The sequence below is a fragment of the Edaphobacter modestus genome (assembly GCF_004217555.1).
GTDB classification, from domain to species: Bacteria; Acidobacteriota; Terriglobia; order Terriglobales; family Acidobacteriaceae; genus Edaphobacter; species Edaphobacter modestus.
This window is the reverse complement of the sequence record NZ_SHKW01000001.1, coordinates 4,625,813-4,644,140: the sequence shown is the minus strand read 5'-3', so window position 1 is coordinate 4,644,140 and position 18,328 is coordinate 4,625,813. Positions and strand designations below refer to the sequence as shown.

Below are 18,328 nucleotides of genomic sequence, written 5' to 3'. Positions count from 1 at the left end.
TCCCTGGGTGACGGACCCTGCTCCAATGACGGGCCCCTTTGCTTCCATGGGTGACGCAGGGGTGGGAGCTATGCTCCCAGCTCGGCGCGGATGGCATTGGCGATGGTGTCGGCGTGGTGGCGCATGACGGGTTCGGATTCGGCCTCGATCATGACCCGGGCGAGAGCTTCGGTTCCGGAGTAGCGGATGACGACGCGACCGGAGTCGGCGAGCTCGGCCTCTGCGGCTGCAATGGCTGCGGCGACGGTGGGGATGGCATCCAGAGGCTTTTTCTCACGCACCTTGACGTTGACGATGACCTGGGGAAAGACCTTGAGGTCCGCGACGAGCTCGGAGAGGGATTTGCCGCTGCGGTGGACGATGTCGAGCAGAAGGAGCGCGGTGAGGAGACCATCGCCGGTGGTGGAACGGCCGGAGAAGATGATGTGACCGGACTGCTCCCCGCCGAGCGCGGCGTTGGTGGAGAGCATCTGTTCGAGCACGTACTTGTCGCCGACTGCGGCGCGCAGCATCTGAATGCCGCTGCGCTTGAGGGCGGCTTCGAGTCCCATGTTCGACATGGTCGTGGCGACGACGGTGGAGTTGGTGAGGAGGCCGCGGGCCTGGAGGTCGCGGGCGGCGAGCAGGAGGACGGCGTCGCCATTGACGACGTTGCCGTGCTCGTCGGCGAAGAGGGCGCGATCGGCGTCGCCGTCGAAGGTGATGCCGAGGGAGGCTTTCTGGTGGCGAACGTGAGCGGCGACGATCTCCGGGTGGAGGGCACCGCAGTCTTCGTTGATATTGCGGCCATCGGGAGAGGCGTGAGTGATGATGACTTCACCGCCGCCAAGCTGGGCGAAGAGCTCGGGTGCAACCGCAGAGGCGGCTCCATTGGCGCAGTCGATGACGATGCGGCGGTTGTCGAGCGAGAGGCCTTGCACGGCGGCGAGCAGAAAGCGGATGTAGTCGACGCGGTCAGCCTCGTTGACTGCGGGGGTCGCCGCCTGGGGCGTCGCGACAGATGCGGGAGCGGCGAGGCGGTTGAAGATCTCTTCTTCGATGGCGAGCTCGGTGGCATCCGGAAGCTTGTAGCCGTCGGGGCCAAAGACCTTGATGCCATTGTCCTCCCAGGGGTTGTGGGAAGCGGAGATCACGATTCCGGCGGCGAAGCCATGGGTGTGAGTGAGGTGTGCGATGGCGGGAGTGGTGATGACGCCTGCGCTTTCGACGGTGGCTCCACCGGAGACGAGGCCGGCAGTAAGTTGCGACGCGATGGCGGGCCCGGACTCACGGGTATCCATGCCGAGCAGGACGCGGGGCGGCGGGGATATCGCTGACAGCGTATGCGCCAGGGCAAGGCCGATGGCATGCACGGTGGGAGGATCGAGGGGATACTGTCCTGCGACGGATCGGATGCCGTCTGTTCCAAAAAGCTTCTTCATGAGCTGCTGTTCTCCGTTGAATTGGATGCCGTGACCCGGGCTGAAAGAGTTCCTGAGGCAAGACGCGCACGGATGGTCTGACCCGGTGCGGTTTCGGCTGTGGACCGTAGCAGCGTGCCATTCTCAGCGTAAACGAGGGCGTAGCCGCGAGCCAGAACGCGAAGAGGCGAGAGTGCCTGGAGGCGAGCGGTGGCGGCATGGAGTCGAGCGCGACGGCGAGAGATGGCGTCGGATGCCGCTCGATCCAAGCGGCTGGTGGCGCGATCGACCCGACGGTGCGAGGCTGCGAGGCGAAGGCCGACATCCTGACGGCGCAGCCGGTCGTTGAGAAAGCGGAGCCGGTCGGCACGGAGGCGCAGATGCCGCGAGGAGGCACGTTCGAGGCGAAGAGAGAGCTCGTCGATACGCTGTCCGCGCCGGTTGATCGAGTCGGAGAGGCGGCGGAGAACCGTGTGAGCCGAAAGGCGAGCGTAGCGCTGGCGTGCCTCGAGAAGCTGGAGGCGAATGGCTCGGCGCACGCGAAGGGAGAGGGAGTCGACGCGCTCTTCGATGCGGTGCTGAGCGGAGGTTATGAGCTCGGCGGCGGCAGACGGTGTTGGAGCGCGGAGATCGGCGACAAAGTCGGCGATGGTGAAGTCGGTTTCGTGGCCGATGGCCGAGACGACGGGGAGTTCGGATGCGGCGATGATGCGGGCGAGCGCCTCATTGTTGAAGCAGGCGAGGTCTTCGATGGACCCTCCGCCGCGAGCGATGACGATGAGGTCGACGAGCGAAGCGTTTTGGTTGAACCAGCGGATTCCGGCGGCGACCGAACCGGGGCTGGAGGCACCCTGCATGACCGCCGGGTAGACGAGGAGGTTGAGCCGGGCATGGCGGCGGCGAACTACAGTGACGATGTCGCGGATGACTGCTCCTGCCGGAGAGGTGACGATGCCTACGCAGTGGGGAAAGGCGGGAAGAGGGCGCTTGCGCGAGGCGTCGAAGAGGCCTTCGGCGAGGAGACGTGCCTTGAGCTGCTCGAAGGCGAGCTGAAGAGAGCCCGCGCCGCGTGGCTCCATCGTCTCGGCGATGAGCTGAAGCTGGCCCCGGGACTCGTAGACAGAGATGCGTCCGCGGACGAGTACGGCGAGGCCGTCCGCGGGACGGAAGCGAAGGAGCTGCGCCTGGCGGCGGAAGAGGACGACGGGAAGCTGGGCATCGGCATCTTTGAGGGTGAAGTAGATATGGCCCGAGGGAGCAGGGCGGCAGTTGGAGATTTCACCTTCAACCCAGATGTCGGTATGGGTGGTCTCGATCTGCTGACGGATGGTGCCGACGAGTTTGGCCACCGTCCAGATGCGGCGCTCGGGGAGTGTGGGGCGGGGAGAGATTGCGGGGGTAGCCGGTTGGGTGCTTGGAACCTCGCGGGCGGGAGATTCGCCTGAGCCGAAAAGGAGGCTACTCTGAGTTCCCGGAGCCGAGTCAGGAGTGGGTTGGGTATGAGGAGCGCGCAGCTTTTGCCGCCCGGCGCGAAGGCTGGCGAGGGTGGGCGGATTTTGCTCCTGACTTGACATACAAGGCTGAGTCTAGCAGCCGGAATGGGTTGAGGTCAGCGCTGTGAATCCGGAGAAAATGGCCCTGGAGGAGAAAAAACCACTTGGCCGGGGTAAGAATCTACTATTTGCGGAAGTGGCTGATTAGCCAGAAAAGAAGACTCAAAATCACACTGATCAGGATGGAACTTGCCAGCGGGAAAGACACGCCCCAGCCACGGCCCTTCCAGGAAAAATCGCCCGGCAGCCGGCCCAAAGGTATGTTCATTCGCGCGAACACAATAACGATGGCGCCTACCACGATGAGCAGCAGGCCCAGGCCAATGAGGATGCGTCCGAGATCAGACATGGACCCGGCTCAGCGCCAGCATGGCACTGGCTTCACGGAGAAGATCGGTGGGCGGGCAGGGCTTGGCGAGGACTCCTACGGGAGGGGCGAATCGGTCCATGCATTCTCGGATTCCATGAAGACTGGCGTAGCAATCGGTCAAAACGAGGATGCGGCAGGAAGGAAATTCCTGGGTGATGGCATGGACCAGAGAGATTCCGTCATGACCGGCCCCGAGGCTCTCCTCATGATCTGGGATGGAGACGCCGCATACAAGTAGATCGGGATGAAAGTTCCAGATGGACGCGAGCGCCTGCTCGACCGAATAAGTAGTGTGGGTTTTGAAGCCGCTTCTTTGGAAGATGAGGCTGAGTGTATCTGCAACAAGACGATTGCTGTCTACAATCAACACGCGATGTAGAGGACTTTCCATTTGGCTCGATCTAGACATTATGAGGAGGTAAGAGCATTTTGTATACCAGACCTTCCAAACTGGCGATGAAAAGTGCGAGACCCAGAAAAAAGAAACCGGGAGCGGTGGGCGGGGCGTCGAATGAGCGAGGATCAGCCGCCCTGCTAAGGTAAAGCAGAGACTCAGACGGACCGACGGAGAGGAAATTCCACGTTGCATGTTCTTGCACTGATCGCCGGGTCCCTATGCTGCGCCGCAGTCTTTCTGGACGCATTTCAGACGATTATTCTTCCGCGGCGAGCGATTGGGCGATTCCGGATTACACGGATGTTTCTGATTGCGACCTGGCAGCCGTGGAAGGCCTTCGGGGAACGAACGAGCTCGGCGAAGACCCGGGAGCAGATTTACAGCATTTATGGTCCTCTTTCGCTGATCCTGCTGCTTCTTCTCTGGGCGATGCTTCTGATCCTGGGATTCGGTCTCTTCTATTTTGCGCTGGGTACACCCTTTACCGACGTGATGGGCGTGCAGAGCGCATCCGGACTTTCGAAGTTCCGCACGTCGATGTATGTAAGCGGCACGACCCTGTTCACCCTGGGGCTGGGGGATGTCGTACCGCACAGTCTCGGGGCGAGGACGCTGATTATCTTCGAGTCCGGCGTGGGGCTGGGTTTCGTCGCCCTGGTGATCGGCTACCTTCCGGTGCTGTATCAGTCGTTTTCCCGGCGCGAAGTGAGCATTGCACTGCTGGACGCCCGGGCAGGGTCTCCTCCGACTGCGGCAGAGCTGTTGCGGCGACACGGCTTCGAGGGAGCCGAGGAGGCCTTGATCGACCTGCTGGAAGAGTGGGAACGATGGTCGGCGGAGATCCTGGAGTCCCATATCTCCTATCCGATTCTGTGCTACTACAGGTCGCAGCACGATAACCAGAGCTGGTTGTCGGCACTGGTCTCGATTCTGGATACGTGCGCCCTTTTGATCTCGGTGCTTGAGGGCCCGGCCTCGCGGCAGGCGCAGTTGACCTTTGTGATGGCCCGGCACGCATTAATCGATCTAGGGAACGTATTCCACATCCAGGAGCAGAAGGTTTGGCTAGATCAGGCAGGACGAGAGCGGCTACCGCAGGAAGATTTCGAGCGGCTTTGCACTGTGCTGGGAGAGGTAAGGCTGCGGCTGTGCGGAGACAATGCGTCGGCGGACCGGCTGCACACGATCCGGGCACTGTACGAACCTCACGCGGGCGCGCTGTCGGACTATCTCAGGATGCCACTGCCGGCGTGGGTTCCCATCGTTAAGGAGAAGGACCAGTGGCGCTTGTTGTCGAAACTGCGTTCAGAAGCCGAGGCGGGAAGGGCAGGAGGGCCGATCGCTGGCCGCGCCGCCGCCGCCTTTCTGCACGACGAGCACGACCACTGACCGAGAGATGCTACTGGGCGACCGGAGCAGCGCCGGCGGGAGAAGGATTGAGCTTCTGGGCGGCGATCATACCGGCAGGGCCTTTGGCATCCTTGTCCTTGAGCTGAGCGTAGATCTTCTTCGCCATCTCTGGTTTGTTCTCGGTCTCGTAGAGATCTGCGAGCTGAAGCTGAGCCGTTCCCGCAGGAACCGACGAACTGGGATGCGCGGTGAGGTCGTTGTAGACCTCAATGGCCTGCGCGTCGCGGCCTGTCTGCCGATAGAGCTGTGCGAGAGCCAGTTTCGCAAGGGAGGACAGATCGCCGTTCCAGCCGCCTGCAACCTGTTTCAGGGTGCTTTCGGCCTGCGCAGGCTGGCCGGCTTCGATGTACGTAAGGCCAGCGAAGTAACGGGCAAGCTTTCCGCTGGCGGTCATGCCATAGTTGTCAGCGACCTTGAGGAAGAGTTGATTGGCGGCCCTGGCGCGCTCAGCGGCCGAAGGAAAGGTCTTCACGCCGGGAGGAACCTGTTGTCCGGGAGCAGCAAGGGGCGACTGGTAGGATTGCAGCGCTTCGCCGAAGGCAGTTGCGGCCTGTTCACTGCGGTGGTTGAAGATGAAGGCACCGATAGCGAGAACAACGATGAGGACACCAACAATAGAGCCGACGAGGATGAGGGTGCGGCGGTTGTCGGTAGCCCATTCGATGCCGTGCTGGGCGGTGTCGACGAACTGGTCGTGCTTGAGAGCTTGGCGAGTCTGCTGGTCCACGGATTCGGATCTTCCTTTTTTGGCTGCTGCAGAGAATGTCCACACGGGAGCGAGCGCTCCAACGCGAAGTTCCAGTTTACCAGCCGAGGAGGGTTATCTCCCATTTGGATACGTCTGGGGAAGATATTTTGCTAAAAAGACGATTCGGTGTGGGAAACTTACTTTCCGGCTGCACCTCGTTCTCGACATTCAGGCGTCGATTTTGCGTCCAAGTATTTTATGTGAACACTTTCGTACACTGCTGTGCTAGACCAAATGACTGAAAGGGAGGAAGAAAGCGCCGACGCAACTTAGGCGCAATCAATTCATCTATGCCAAACCCGCCAGTCCAGAGTGAGGTCGTGAACCGGCAGATCAGCAGGCTTTCGGGCCTTCGATTTCAATGGCTCTTGTTTCCCAAAGAGCTGGAGAACCGCTTCGAAACAGAGACGGGAGACCGCAGGTCGAGGCGACTGTGGCTCGAGGGGCTGATTGCGATCATTCTGTTCGATCTGTTTCTGATTGCCGATTTTTACGGGTCGCCGCAACAGTTCCGCAAGGCGTTCGTTGTACGGCTGCTGGTGGTAACGCCGATCTGCCTGCTGGTGAACGCGAGCATGTTGCGACGGCCGGAGAAGGTCTTTCGCGAGTCGAGTATCGCAATAGCGGCTTGCCTGGCGGGGATTACGCAACTGTACCTGGAATCCAATCGGAACCGCGTGGCATCGGCGTACGTGCAGATGGCGGTGGTCGCGGTCATTCTGTTCACCAATATCGTGATGCGGCTGAGGCTTCCTTATGCGGTGGCAACCTCGGTCGTGATGCTGGGCGGAGATGGGATCTTTCTGTGGCGGGACCATATGCTGGGGCCGAACGACAAGATCTTCGGTCTTGGGCTTGCGATCGGCGCAACTGCCATCACGCTGGTCGCGAACTATAGCTCCTGCCGGGAGGAGAGGCTGAATTATCTTCTTCATCTTCGCGGGGAACTGCTGGTAGCCGATCTGAACCGGCTGAATGCGCAGCTGCTCCGGAGATCGGAGAGCGACGCTTTGACGGGACTCGCAAACCGGCATTCCTTCGATACGCAGTACGTCGAACTCTGGAAGAGATCGATGGTATCCGGGACACCGCTGTCCGTCATCATCGTGGATGTCGATCACTTCAAGCAGTTGAATGACCGCTATGGACACCTTTACGGCGACGAGGTCCTGAAGCGGATCGGTTCCCTGCTGCAGCAGGCACTTCGCGTAAAGGACGATTACGCGGCACGATTTGGCGGCGAAGAGTTCATGATCCTGCTGCCGGCGACGCCTGAGACCGCAGGCCTCCAGGTGGCGGAACGCCTGCGTAAGATGGTCGAGCTGGCCGGCTTTCCGGCACTCGATCCGTCGCAGCGACCGTACGACATGAGTATTCGAGCCACCGTAAGTTGCGGCGTCGCAACCGCCTACCCGACGGTACACGACACGCCGGAGCAACTCTTGGAGGCAGCCGACAGAGCGCTCTACCAAGCGAAAGCCGAGGGGCGCAACCGGGTTTGCAGCGCTCCCAAAAATGCACGCGCGCGCGTCCGTAGCGCCAGCGCTACTTAATATCGCGCCAGTTTGTCCCGATACCGATCTCGGCGACGATAGGGACGGAGAACTCGGCGACGTGCTCCATCTCGTGCTTCACCAATGCCTCCACCTCTCTGGCTTCGTCTGGAACGACGTCGAAGAGAAGCTCGTCATGGACCTGGAGGGTCATGCGTGAGCGCAGCTTGCGACGGATGATTTCGGCGTCGATGCGAAGCATGGCGAGCTTAATGAGATCGGCCGCGGTGCCTTGAAGGGGTGTATTGACGGCGGTTCGTTCGGCGAAGCCGCGCATGTTCGGATTGCGGGATTGAATGTCGGGGATGGGACGGGCGCGCCCGAAGCAGGTGCGAACTGCCTGCTCGCGGCGCACTGTGGCGAGTGTTTCTTCGATGAAACGTTGCACACCCTTGTAGCGCTCGAAGTAGGTTTCGATATATTGCCTGGCGGTCTTCTGATCGATGCCCAGCTGGGCGGCCAGACCAAAAGGAGAGATGCCGTAGACGATGCCGAAGTTGACGGCTTTGGCACGGTTGCGCGTCTCCTTGTCCATGGTGGCGGCATCGACGCCAAAGACCTCGGAGGCGGTGAGGGTGTGGATGTCCTTACCCGTGCGGTAGGCATCGAGCAGCAGGGGGTCCTGCGAGAAGTGAGCCATCAGGCGCAGCTCGATCTGCGAGTAGTCGGCTGACATGAGGACATTGCCTTTGGCGGCGATGAAGGCGGCGCGAATCTCGCGACCTACAGAAGTACGGATGGGAATGTTCTGCAGGTTCGGGTTCGTCGAAGAGAGGCGACCCGTGGCGGTGCCGACCTGGTTGAAGGTGGTATGGATACGGCCTTCGGAGTCCGCCAGAATGGGAAGCGCGTCGAGATATGTGCCTTTGAGTTTCTGAAGCTGGCGATGCTCGATGACGAGCGCGGCGATGGGATGGCTTTCTGCGAGTTCTTCGAGGACATCCTGCGCGGTGGAGACGACCTTACCCTTGCCGTACTTCATGGGCTTGGGCAGAAGCATCTTGTTGAAGAGAACGTCACCGAGTTGTTTCGGTGAGTTGATGTTGAAGCGGTGACCGGAGTCGGTATAGATACGCTCGGCGAGGTTGTCGATCTCGACGGCGAGGCGCGTGGACATCTCACGCAGGAACTCGGGATCGATGCGGACGCCGGTCTGCTCCATGCGAAGAAGGACGGGGACCAGGGGAAGATCGATGGTGTCGTAGACGTGTTGGAGCGGAGAGACGGCGCCGACTGTTTGCGACGCGGTCTTTGCGGAAGGCGCAAAGAGCATTTCTGGGGTGACGGCTCCGCCGAGAGCGGGATCGTCGGCGGGGATGTTGTGTTCGGTGGGCGTGTAATCGGCGATTTGCCTGCCGAGCGCGGTGGCCAGGCGGACGACGGCGGCGGCGGCCTCCGGAAGGCGTTTGGGGTCGTTGGGATTCTCTTTTGTCGGTTGGTGAACGAGAGCGCGGCTGGTACTGCGCGCGGCGATGTCGGGAAGCGTGTGCGAGCCGTGCGTTGGGTTGATGAGATAGCTCAGCAACATGACGTCGTTGCGTATGCCTTCAGGCTGGACGTTGTGTGGCTCCAGAGCGCGGAGGACGGCCTTGAGGTCGTGGACGTCTTTAGGAAGCGAAGCATCGGAAAGCGCCTCCTTGATCCCCGGCTGATCGAGGGAGACTTCGATGGCGAACTGATCGTTGACGGCCAGGCCGAGACGGGAGGCGGGATCTTCAATGGGCCTGGCAACCGGGAGTTCAGCTGCCGGTGTGGGTGGGTCGACGCCAAAGAGGGACATGTTCTCGGCGGGAGGAGGCTCGGCCTCGGCACCGTCTTCGGAGGGTTCGGCTGCGACCTCTTCGGCGATGGCCTGCGCGTCCTTGAAGATGGCAATGGCAAGTCCGTTGGGAAGCCTGGTCAGAGGATTGATTGCCCGCGCTTCCTCGACGAGATGCCTGATCTGAACTTCGGTTGGTTTGAGCTCGTAGGTGATGACGGTGTTGTCCGGGGCGGGCGCGAGTTCTTTGAGGAGCGTGGTGAACTCGAGCTCGGAGAAGAGATCGCGGCAGGCGGCGAGATCGGGTGCCTGCGTGCGCATCGCATCGAGGGTGTATTCGATGGGGACGCTGGTGTGAATGGTGACGAGCTCTTTGGAGAGGAGGATGTTTTCGCGGTTGTTGGCGAGGGATTCGCGGTAGGTCTTGCGCTTGATGGCGTCTGGGGTGGCGGTTGCGGCGTCGATTGCGGCCTCTACGGTGCCGAACTGCTGGATCAGTTCGACGGAGCCTTTGTCGCCGATGCCGGGGGCGCCGGGGATGTTGTCGATGGAATCGCCGCGCAGGGCCATGACATCGATGACGCGCTCGGGCTGCACACCGAGAGCAGCTTCTACACCTGCTGGATCCAGGATGAGGTTGTCTTTGGTGGGATTGAGGATGGACACATCGTCGTTGACGAGCTGCATCATGTCCTTATCCGACGACACGACGTAAACGTGATGGCCGAGGGCGGCAAGCTTGCAGGAGAGGGTGCCGATGACGTCATCGGCCTCGAAGCCTTCGTAGTAGAGGATGGGAATGCGGAAAGCCTCGAGTGCGCGGCGGATGTACGGCTGCTGCTGGATGAGGTCGGGCGGAGTCTCGGTTCGGTTCGCTTTATAGCCGCCGTATTCGATGATCTCGAATTGTTGAGTCTTGATGTTGAATTTTTTGACGTCCTTGAGCTGCGCGGCCATCTCGTTGCGATGCACGGGGGCTCCGACGTCGTAGACGGCTGCGAGGTACTCAGGCTGGAAGTCTTTGCGCAGCTTGTTAATCATGTTGACGAAGACGTAGGTCGCCGCAGTAGGAATGCCGGTGCGCGTGGACATGGGCCGCGAACGCTGCATTGCGTGATAGGCGCGGAAGATGAAAGCCATCGAGTCGAGAAGGTAGATGGGTGGCTTCGTTGCTTTTGTCGCGGTGGGTTTCGATTCGGTGGGCGTCTTTGCCATAGCCTTTTGATGGTAGCGCGTTCAGGCAGCAATCTAAGGACAGTGCACACTACTCAAGAAAACAGGCTAGTCAATTGAATAAATTAGCCGCTACAGTAAAGGCATGAAAAACTCGACGGGATTATCTTTGTTTTTTGCCTTGGTGTTGGGAGTGGGTGTAATACAGGCGTCGGCAGCTACAGGCTGTACAGCCGAAAAGAAGGATACTACGTGCGACTGGGGATCGTTTCGCAAGGAGTTGGCTTCCGCACATGTAGTAAGAGCGGAATACGGCAACATGGATCGCGCCGCGGGATCTCAACTAAAAGAGCTCGCGAAGGAGCTAGGCAAATCCGTGGCGACCAAAGATGAACCAGCAGACTTGACCTTTAAAGTGCAGTCCGCGAGTTTCGCCGGTATCGACATTGGGCCAGCAGACGAAGAGATTCTACAACTACTTGTTTACTCTGGCGGCAGCAGCAGCCAATTGGTTTGGGTAGAGACATACCGTGGACAAAAGGACCGGTCTTGGCCCGCGAATGTTCACGCGGCTATCCAACAGTTTCGCGAGCGGGTGACGAAACAGTAGAAAGCATCACAGGATCAACATGCAATCGCCGTACGAAAAGAAGCGGTAGCGCTCGCGGACCGCGTGACTGTAGGCAGCAAAGACCGATTCCCTTCCCGCAAAGGCGCTGACCAGCATGAGCAGGGTGGATTGCGGAAGGTGGAAGTTGGTGAGCAGGCCGCTGACAACGCGGAATTGGTATCCGGGGCTGATGAAGATGCTGGTCTCGCCGGAGTGCGGATGGAGGCGCAGACCGGCGTGCGGCTCGAAGGCATCGGTGGAGGCGATGTGAGCACAGTGCTCGAGCGTACGCGTCGTGGTGGTTCCGGCGGCGATGATGCGGCGCTTCTCGCGAAGGGCGGCGTTGATTGCATCCGCGGTAGATGGCGGAAGGGTGTAGTGCTCGGCGTGGAGGCGGATGTCTTCGACGTTTTCGGCACGAACAGGCTGAAAAGTGCCGAGGCCAACATGGAGCGTGAGGGTTTCGGTCTGGACACCACGGGCGCGAAGTTGATCGAGGATCTCGGGAGTGAAGTGGAGACCAGCGGTGGGGGCGGCGGCGGACCCGGGTTCGTGCGAGAAGACTGTCTGGTAGCGGTCGCGATCTTCCGGAGTGTCGCTGCGATGGATGTAGGGGGGCAGCGGCATGTGGCCGATGCGGTCGAGGATGGCGCGGAACTCGGGAGTGGGAGCGAAGCGCAGCGTGCGCTCTCCGAAGTCGGCGGCGGCGATGACTTCGGCTTCGAGGAGCGGGGTGGGGGCTGGATTCTCGGATGTGGGGGAGGCGGCGAAGTGCAGGCGCTCCCCGGGTTGCACTTTGCGGCCGGGACGCACGAGCGCGGTCCATTCATGCTGGCTTAGTTGCTGCGTGAGCAGGACCTCGATGCGGCCGGTAGGGTCGGGTGAGCCGGCCTGTGTCTGCGGGCCGCGTGCGCGTGTGGCGTAGAGGCGCGCGGGGATGACGCGGCTGTCGTTGAGGATGAGCAGGTCACCCGGTTGAAGCAGCTCTGGAAGATTGCGGAAGAAGTTGTCGCGGTATTCCCCTGCCCGGCGGTCGAGGACGAGCATGCGGCTGGAACCGCGGACGGGTGGAGGCGACTGCGCGATCAGCTCTTCAGGGAGGTCGAAATGGAAGTCCGATACACGCACTATCTTTGATTTTAGTGCGGCGACCCAGGTTAGCGGGTGTGTGCGGAAACCTGCGGTTGCGGCGAGCCGGATTCAGCGATTCGGACGGCACGATCGAGCGCGGCCTGCACGGCTTCTCTTTCAGCGGGAGCAGGCGCCGACCAGCCCACAGTGACGCGAGAGAACGGCTTGGGAATCAGGAAACGGTCCCAGGAACGGAGCATCCAGGCGCGATGAGGGTGAAGATAGATCGCTCCCACGGGTGCGTTGACGATCTGGGCTAGTTGCGTGACGCCGGGCTTGGCCACCTGCGACGGTCCCCTGGGACCATCCGTGGTGACTGCGCAGTAGTTTCCTGCGAGGTAGGCCCGCTGCAGGTTGCGCAGGCCTACAACTCCGTCGCGTGAGCTGGAACCCCGGACGGCCACAAAGCCAAGCCGTTCGATCGTGCGGGCGATCAGCTCTCCGTCGAAACTCTGGCTGATGAGGATGTGAATCCCGCCATTGCGAAAACGCCACGCGCAGGCCAGCAGACAGCGGTGCCAGAGCGCGTAGATGAGCGGTGGAGGCGTGTGGTAGGCCGGCTCGGCGCCCGGTTCGCTGACGTCATCGTAGCGAAGCGTAATTCCAAGCAGGCAGATGATCATGTAGGCCAGAGGAGGAGCGACGGCCAGCACAAGGCGTTGCTTGAATGTGTATTTCGAGGGCACTGGAGTGAGTTTACCGCCACGACCTCGGGGTGAGGTCGTGGCCGTGAGACTAACTGTATTTTAGCCAGCGCATGATCTCAGGCAGGCTGGGGCGCTTGCCATACATCAGAATGCCGACGCGGTAGATGCGGCTGGCGACCCACAGGATGGCATAGATCGTCACGATCATCAGGACGATGGAGAGCGCGATCTCCCAGGCCGGAGGCGTGGCCAGAGAGATTCGCAGATACATGATGAGCGGGGTGCAGAACGGTATCAGCGAAATGATCCGCGCAATCGGACCACTGGGATTGCTGATCACCGGGGCAAGCGCGAACATGCACCCTGCGAGCGGCATGACGAGAATCATGTTGAGCTGCTGAAGCTCCTGCTCGGAGTTGACCATTGCTCCGAGCGCCGCGGCGATGGAGGAGTAGAGCAGGTAGCCGAGCAGGAAGTACACGACGAAGAAGATGATCTGCATCGCGCTGAGCGAGACGTGAGCGTTGCCGCCCGCGATAGCGCCGATCCACGAGCCGCTGGTGAGCAGGATCGCCGTAAGCAGCCAGACCGCAACCTGCGTGAGGCCGACCGAGCCAACTCCGATGACCTTGCCGGCCATCATCTCCTCAGGCTTGATGGTTGCCAGAAGCACCTCGAAGACGCGCGAAGTCTTTTCTTCGATGATGGATCGGGCTACGTTCATTCCATAGAGCAGAATAACCATGTACATCAGGAAGAAAAGAACATAGATGGCAACGAAGCTCGATGTGGTGTCGGCATTTTTTCCGGCTTGCGTGGTGTCGACCTTGACTGGCTCCATCAGAGAGTCGACATCGCGCGCGACCAAACCGTCGTGAGAGAGGCGCTCGCGCATCAGGACCGTGCGCAATGCGCTGGTGATCGTGCTCTTCGTGCTGATGTCTGCCGTCGAACGCGGGGTGTAGGCAAAACTTGGGCGAGCATTCGGATCGGATGCCGGGGTGATCCAGAGATAGCCGTCGATCTGTTTGTCAGCGAGCATGGAGTCGAGCGATGCCTTGGTTGCGCTGTTGCCGGGCGAGATGACATCGACCGTCATCTCGCTGTCTTTGCCGTGTTCGAGTTCTTTCTGGAGGTCGGTCGCCAGCTGCTGATCGGGAGAGACGATCGTAATGTGCGAGGTCGACTTGGTCTTGCTGCTGGCGATGATGGAGCCGACGATGCCTCCCCCCATGAGGAGGGGGATCATCAAAGTAGAGATGAGAAAGGCCTTGGTGCGAACTCGCTCCAGGTACTCGCGCTTGGCGATGAGCCATACATTATGCATCGACGCGGTCTCCTACGCTTTCAATGAATATCTCTTCAAGGGTGGGCTCCATCACTTCGAAACGCGAGATGCGAGCCCGTGAGACGGCCTCGGCGAGCAGAGGCTGCGCGTCGGCGCCGTCACGGAGCTTGATCTCGGCTATGCCGTTGTAGTTCTTCGCATCCTCGACGGAGGGGTGATTCAGGAAAGAGGCATCCCCCTCGAAGACCATCTGGACGCGGTTCTTCGGGTAGCGCGATTTGATCTCCTGCATCGGACCGGAGAGGACGAGATGGCCGCGATGGATAAGGCAGATGCTATCGCAGAGTTTTTCGACCTGATCCATGCGATGGGTGGAGAAGAGGATGGTGCGGCCCTGCCGGTGGAGATCGAGCAGCGTGTCCTGCAGCAGGCTGGCGTTGACGGGATCGAGGCCGCTGAAGGGCTCGTCCATAATGATGAGCTCAGGCTCGTGTAACAGCGCCGCAATGAACTGAATCTTCTGCTGCATGCCCTTGGAGAGCTCTTCGGTCTTCTTGGGGATGGCCTCGGTAATCTCCATTCGCTCGCACCAGGCATGGGCGCGCTTGCTAGCAGTGACGACATCAAGGCCATGCAACTGACCGAGGAAGACAAGCTGGTCGATCACCTTCATCTTCTTGTAGAGACCACGTTCCTCGGGCAGATAGCCAACGCGATGCAGGTTTTTGCGATCGAAGGGCTGGTCGAAGAGAGAAACAGAACCGGAATCCGGCACAGTCATCCCGATCATCATGCGGATCGAGGAGGTTTTGCCGGACCCGTTCGGCCCCAACAGACCAAACATGCTTCCCTGCTCGATGCGGAAGCTAAGACTGTCAACGGCGATTTTGGTGTCGTAGGCTTTACGGACCTTCTGGAGTTCAACTATGGCCATGGAATTCCGTGTATTGAAGTATGGCCAGTTTAGCAGGAGCCTTACGGGCACGTTCACCGGCGCAGCCCAGAAGGATGCTTGGTAGCATCGATCTTGTGCTGGAACTTTCGACTCCTATCAAATATGTGAAACGGGTGGGGGAGCGTGTCGCCGCGGCTCTGTCCAAACGCGGGGTCGAAACCGTGGAAGACCTGCTGTACCACCTTCCTTTCCGCTATGAAGACCGTTTGAACCCGGTTCCGATCCGCAACTTGAAGCCTGGCATGATGGCCTCAATCGTGGGCGAAGTCCGTGGCTCGGCCTTGCTGCGCACGCGCTCGATGCCCATCTTCGAGATGACGGTTGGGCAGGGTCTGGACACGGTGAAGTGCATGTGGTTCCACGGCAGTTACCTGAAGGATAAGTTTCACGCGGGACAGATGATCGCGATTTACGGCAAGCTCGAGAGCTCGCGATCGAGCGTCGGGAAGTTCAAGATGATTCAGCCTCAATTCGAGATTCTGCCTGGGGCGGATTCGCCGGAGGCAGAGTTCGTCTCGCTGGAGGTTGGGCGGATCGTTCCCGTCTATGAATTTTTAGGTGGGACGACGGCCTGGGGCGCGAAGCTGACCTCGCGCTGGCTGCGGCGCGTGGTCTGGTCCCTGCTGGAGGAGCTGAGAGAGGAATGCAGCCGGGGCACGGAGACCTTGCCGGCGGGACTGCTGGAACGCCTCCGCCTGCCGGGAAGGTTCGAGGCTCTCCGATCGGTCCACTTTCCCGAGGCGGGAACGCCGGTCACGGAGTTGATGTCGGCTAGGACTCCAGGACATCGGCGGCTGATCTTCGAAGAGCTGTTCTATCTCGAGCTTGGACTGGAGCTGAAACGCCGCCGGCTGCGAGATCGTGAAGGAACGGCCTTCGTGACCGACGAAAGAGTTCGCAAGGCGCTGAAGCAGGTTCTTCCCTTCCATCCCACGGCAGCGCAGAAGCGCGTGCTGGGAGAGATTGCGGCAGATATGCGCAGGACGCAGCCGATGCGAAGACTTCTGCAGGGCGATGTGGGTTCAGGCAAGACGATTGTCGCCATGCAGGCCGCGCTGATTGCCATTGAGAACGGCTGCCAGGCGGCGTTGATGGCACCCACGGAGATTCTGGCCACGCAACATTATCTTTCCGCGCGCAAGCTGCTGAAAGATGCTACCTCGCCGCGCACGGGAAGACCGTATCGCGTGACGTTGTTGACGGGGTCACTGGATGAAGCAGCGAAACGCGAGGCGAGAAGCAGAATCTATCGTGGGGAGACGGAGCTGGCGATCGGAACCCATGCGTTGATCGAAGAGAAGGTCGACTTCGACAACCTAGGCCTGGTCATTGTGGACGAACAGCACCGTTTCGGCGTGCAACAACGCTTTCAGCTGATGAAGAAGCCGGGGCCGGACGGACGGTCGGCAGAGCCGGATGTGCTGGTGATGACGGCCACGCCGATTCCGAGAACGCTTGCCCTGACACTCTATGGAGACCTTGAGACCAGCGTAATCGACGAGCTTCCGCCAGGACGAACCCCCATTGTCACGCGACGAACGACCGAGGAGCGCGCTGAGGACGTCTGGAGATTTGTCCGCAAGCAGGTCGCGGCCGGACAGCAGGCCTACATCGTGTACCCGGTGATCGAGGGTGCCAAGGATGATCAGCCGGAGCTGGACTTCGCCCACGATGAGGCGAACGAAGAGGCAGAGAAAAAGGGTTCGGATAGCACGGCGTCTTTGCGTTCCTCTTCCCGCCGGGATATGTCGAAGGCCAGCAAGCCGAAGAAGAACGCAAAGACAGAAAAACTCTTTGCCCCAAAGAAAGCGCTGCGCGCAGCCACCGATATGTATGAGGAGCTTCGCACGGGCGCACTCGCAGGATTGCGGCTGGCCCTGCTGCATGGACGGCTGAGTGCCGACGACAAAGAGGTTGTCATGAGGCGTTTTCAGCGCGGAGAGATCGACGTGCTGATCGCGACGACGGTCATCGAAGTCGGCGTCGATGTTCCCAATGCATCGGTGATGGTGATCGAGCATGCTGAGCGCTTTGGCCTTGCGCAGATGCACCAATTGCGAGGACGAGTGGGTCGCGGCTCAACGAAGAGCTACTGCATCCTGATGACCGGCGGCAAGGCGAGTGAGCAGGCGGAGGCCAGACTGGACGCGATGGTTGCAACCCAGAATGGCTTCGAGTTGGCGGAGCTGGATCTGGAGCAGCGCGGCCCTGGCGAGTTTTTCGGAACCCGCCAGGCAGGAATGCCTGAGTTCCGCGTGGCGAACCTTCTGCGCGACCGTACGGTGCTGGAGGTGGCCAAAGCTGAGGCGGCACGGTTCGTTGAAAAACCCGATCCGGCGATGACGAAGGATGAGAAGGACGCGGTATGGGCGAGGCTGAAGCAACAGTGGCAGCGTCGCTATGGATTGGTCGAGGCGTAGGGCAAGAACCAGGCCGGGAAGAGACAAGGATGGTGGGCTGTTTTGGTCACACCATCGTCTGCGGTCTCCGTCGTGCCGACCTGGTCCTTTAGATCTTCAGGATGCAATCGCGGGATCGAAGGCGACCCGTGGCGTGATGTGCGATCTCTTCGGGCCACGTTTGCGAGCGACGAGAATGCGAATACGCTCAATCATCTCGGCGGGCGAACTGGCGCCTTTAGGGAGAAATACATCGGCACAGCAGGCACGGTCGGAAGAGCCGGTAGTGCCAGAGACAATCATGGCGGGTAATGCGGGTTGCAGTTGCTTTGCACGACGTACAAGCTCGTTGCCATCCATCTGAGGCATGTTGAGGTCACTGAGCAGAAGGTCGAGAGAACCGGGAATCGACTGCTCGACAACCTCGAGAGCGTGCTGGGGGGAGAGCGCTGGGATAACGCGGTATCCGCGGGTCTCCAGCAGGAAGGTTCGGACGGAGAGCGTTTGTTCGTTGTCGTCTACGCAGAGAATCGTCTTCTTCGGTCGCAAGGTCAGTCTCACTTCTTCCGGTGGGCAGCCGTAATGGCGCTCCGGCGGATGGGCCAGGCGAGCGGATCGGCTGGTTTGCGTCCGCTCGCCCGGATGGTTCGGGCGTTCCCCGCGGGTCCGGCCCGGACGATTCGGGCGCGTGACTGGCTGTCCGCTCCGGAGCGGAGCAGACAAGAGAGGCAAAGCTCTCCTGTCCACTCCGATGCTGGAGCAGTGCCAACGTCCGACACGTTCAGGCCGGACCGCAGGGTGAGAGAGATACTCGGACCAGCGCAGGTTGCCCCGCGAGAGTTCTTCGAACGCAACGGATCGGTCTGCGTAGATGCCTTATGTGCGGAGCCAGGTAAAGGCGGCTCGCAATCGGCCGTAGTTGCAGGCGGCGATGG

16 protein-coding genes are annotated in these 18,328 nt (G+C 60.6%); 4 read left to right on the top strand and 12 right to left on the bottom strand.

The genetic code is table 11. The features are described from left to right. Positions 1-68 precede the first annotated feature (68 nt). The 4 genes from glmM to BDD14_RS19600 all read right to left on the bottom strand — a co-directional run bounded on the left by glmM (position 69) and on the right by BDD14_RS19600 (position 3,714). Positions 69-1,421, bottom strand: a complete 1,353-nt coding sequence (glmM, locus tag BDD14_RS19615) for a phosphoglucosamine mutase (protein ID WP_130420433.1) — start codon at positions 1,419-1,421, stop codon at positions 69-71. Next, a complete protein-coding gene (gene xseA / locus BDD14_RS19610) occupies positions 1,418-2,974 on the bottom strand; it encodes an exodeoxyribonuclease VII large subunit (protein WP_130420431.1) in 1,557 nt (518 codons plus the stop codon). The genes glmM and xseA overlap by 4 nt, the downstream gene beginning before the upstream one ends. 103 nt (positions 2,975-3,077) lie before the next feature. After that, positions 3,078-3,302 carry a DUF2905 domain-containing protein gene (locus BDD14_RS19605; protein WP_130420429.1) on the bottom strand — a complete coding sequence of 75 codons (225 nt, stop codon included), beginning with the start codon at positions 3,300-3,302 and terminating at the stop codon, positions 3,078-3,080. Continuing rightward, positions 3,295-3,714, bottom strand: a complete 420-nt coding sequence (locus BDD14_RS19600) for a response regulator (RefSeq protein ID WP_130420427.1) — start codon at positions 3,712-3,714, stop codon at positions 3,295-3,297. The genes BDD14_RS19605 and BDD14_RS19600 overlap by 8 nt, the downstream gene beginning before the upstream one ends. Before the next feature lie 192 nt (positions 3,715-3,906). Between BDD14_RS19600 and BDD14_RS19595 the strand changes: the two genes are divergently transcribed. Continuing rightward, entirely contained in the window at positions 3,907-5,109 is a 1,203-nt protein-coding gene (locus BDD14_RS19595) for a potassium channel family protein (protein WP_130420425.1), read from the top strand. A gap of 10 nt (positions 5,110-5,119) precedes the next feature. Here BDD14_RS19595 and BDD14_RS19590 read toward each other — a convergent pair whose 3' ends face one another. Then, on the bottom strand, positions 5,120-5,857 hold the full coding sequence (locus BDD14_RS19590) for a tetratricopeptide repeat protein (protein ID WP_130420423.1): 738 nt from the start codon (positions 5,855-5,857) through the stop codon (positions 5,120-5,122). A gap of 311 nt (positions 5,858-6,168) precedes the next feature. Here BDD14_RS19590 and BDD14_RS19585 point away from each other — a divergent pair, with 311 nt between their 5' ends. Continuing rightward, a complete protein-coding gene (locus BDD14_RS19585; RefSeq protein WP_130420421.1) occupies positions 6,169-7,431 on the top strand; it encodes a GGDEF domain-containing protein in 1,263 nt (420 codons plus the stop codon). On the opposite strand, the gene polA is transcribed toward BDD14_RS19585, so the two are convergent. After that, positions 7,424-10,405: a DNA polymerase I gene (gene polA / locus BDD14_RS19580; RefSeq protein ID WP_130420419.1), complete on the bottom strand. Its 2,982-nt coding sequence runs from the start codon at positions 10,403-10,405 to the stop codon at positions 7,424-7,426. The genes BDD14_RS19585 and polA overlap by 8 nt on opposite strands. A 103-nt stretch (positions 10,406-10,508) precedes the next feature. On the opposite strand from polA, the gene BDD14_RS19575 reads away from it, so the two are divergent. Next, positions 10,509-10,973: a hypothetical protein gene (locus BDD14_RS19575; RefSeq protein WP_130420417.1), complete on the top strand. Its 465-nt coding sequence runs from the start codon at positions 10,509-10,511 to the stop codon at positions 10,971-10,973. A gap of 6 nt (positions 10,974-10,979) precedes the next feature. Here the strand turns inward: BDD14_RS19575 and queA are convergent, their stop codons facing one another. The 4 genes from queA to BDD14_RS19555 are packed head-to-tail and all read right to left on the bottom strand — an operon-like array spanning position 10,980 to position 14,973. Then, positions 10,980-12,101: a tRNA preQ1(34) S-adenosylmethionine ribosyltransferase-isomerase QueA gene (gene queA, locus BDD14_RS19570; protein ID WP_130420415.1), complete on the bottom strand. Its 1,122-nt coding sequence runs from the start codon at positions 12,099-12,101 to the stop codon at positions 10,980-10,982. Positions 12,102-12,130: 29 nt separating this feature from the next. Next, positions 12,131-12,790 (bottom strand): lysophospholipid acyltransferase family protein, encoded by a 660-nt coding sequence (locus tag BDD14_RS19565; RefSeq protein WP_130420413.1) that lies wholly within the window; start codon positions 12,788-12,790, stop codon positions 12,131-12,133. Between the two features lie 49 nt (positions 12,791-12,839). Next, positions 12,840-14,078 (bottom strand): ABC transporter permease, encoded by a 1,239-nt coding sequence (locus BDD14_RS19560; RefSeq protein WP_130420411.1) that lies wholly within the window; start codon positions 14,076-14,078, stop codon positions 12,840-12,842. Then, entirely contained in the window at positions 14,071-14,973 is a 903-nt protein-coding gene (locus tag BDD14_RS19555) for an ABC transporter ATP-binding protein (RefSeq protein ID WP_130420409.1), read from the bottom strand. The genes BDD14_RS19560 and BDD14_RS19555 overlap by 8 nt, the downstream gene beginning before the upstream one ends. A gap of 74 nt (positions 14,974-15,047) precedes the next feature. On the opposite strand from BDD14_RS19555, the gene recG reads away from it, so the two are divergent. After that, positions 15,048-17,414, top strand: coding sequence for an ATP-dependent DNA helicase RecG (gene recG / locus BDD14_RS19550; RefSeq protein ID WP_130420407.1), 2,367 nt, complete (start codon positions 15,048-15,050; stop codon positions 17,412-17,414). Between the two features lie 96 nt (positions 17,415-17,510). Here the strand turns inward: recG and BDD14_RS19545 are convergent, their stop codons facing one another. Together BDD14_RS19545 and BDD14_RS19540 are read right to left on the bottom strand one after the other, a co-directional pair. Next, complete coding sequence (locus BDD14_RS19545) at positions 17,511-17,942, bottom strand: response regulator (protein ID WP_130420405.1); 432 nt, start codon at positions 17,940-17,942, stop codon at positions 17,511-17,513. An 8-nt stretch (positions 17,943-17,950) separates the two neighbouring features. Continuing rightward, on the bottom strand, positions 17,951-18,247 hold the full coding sequence (locus BDD14_RS19540) for a hypothetical protein (RefSeq protein ID WP_130420403.1): 297 nt from the start codon (positions 18,245-18,247) through the stop codon (positions 17,951-17,953). Positions 18,248-18,328 lie beyond the last annotated feature (81 nt).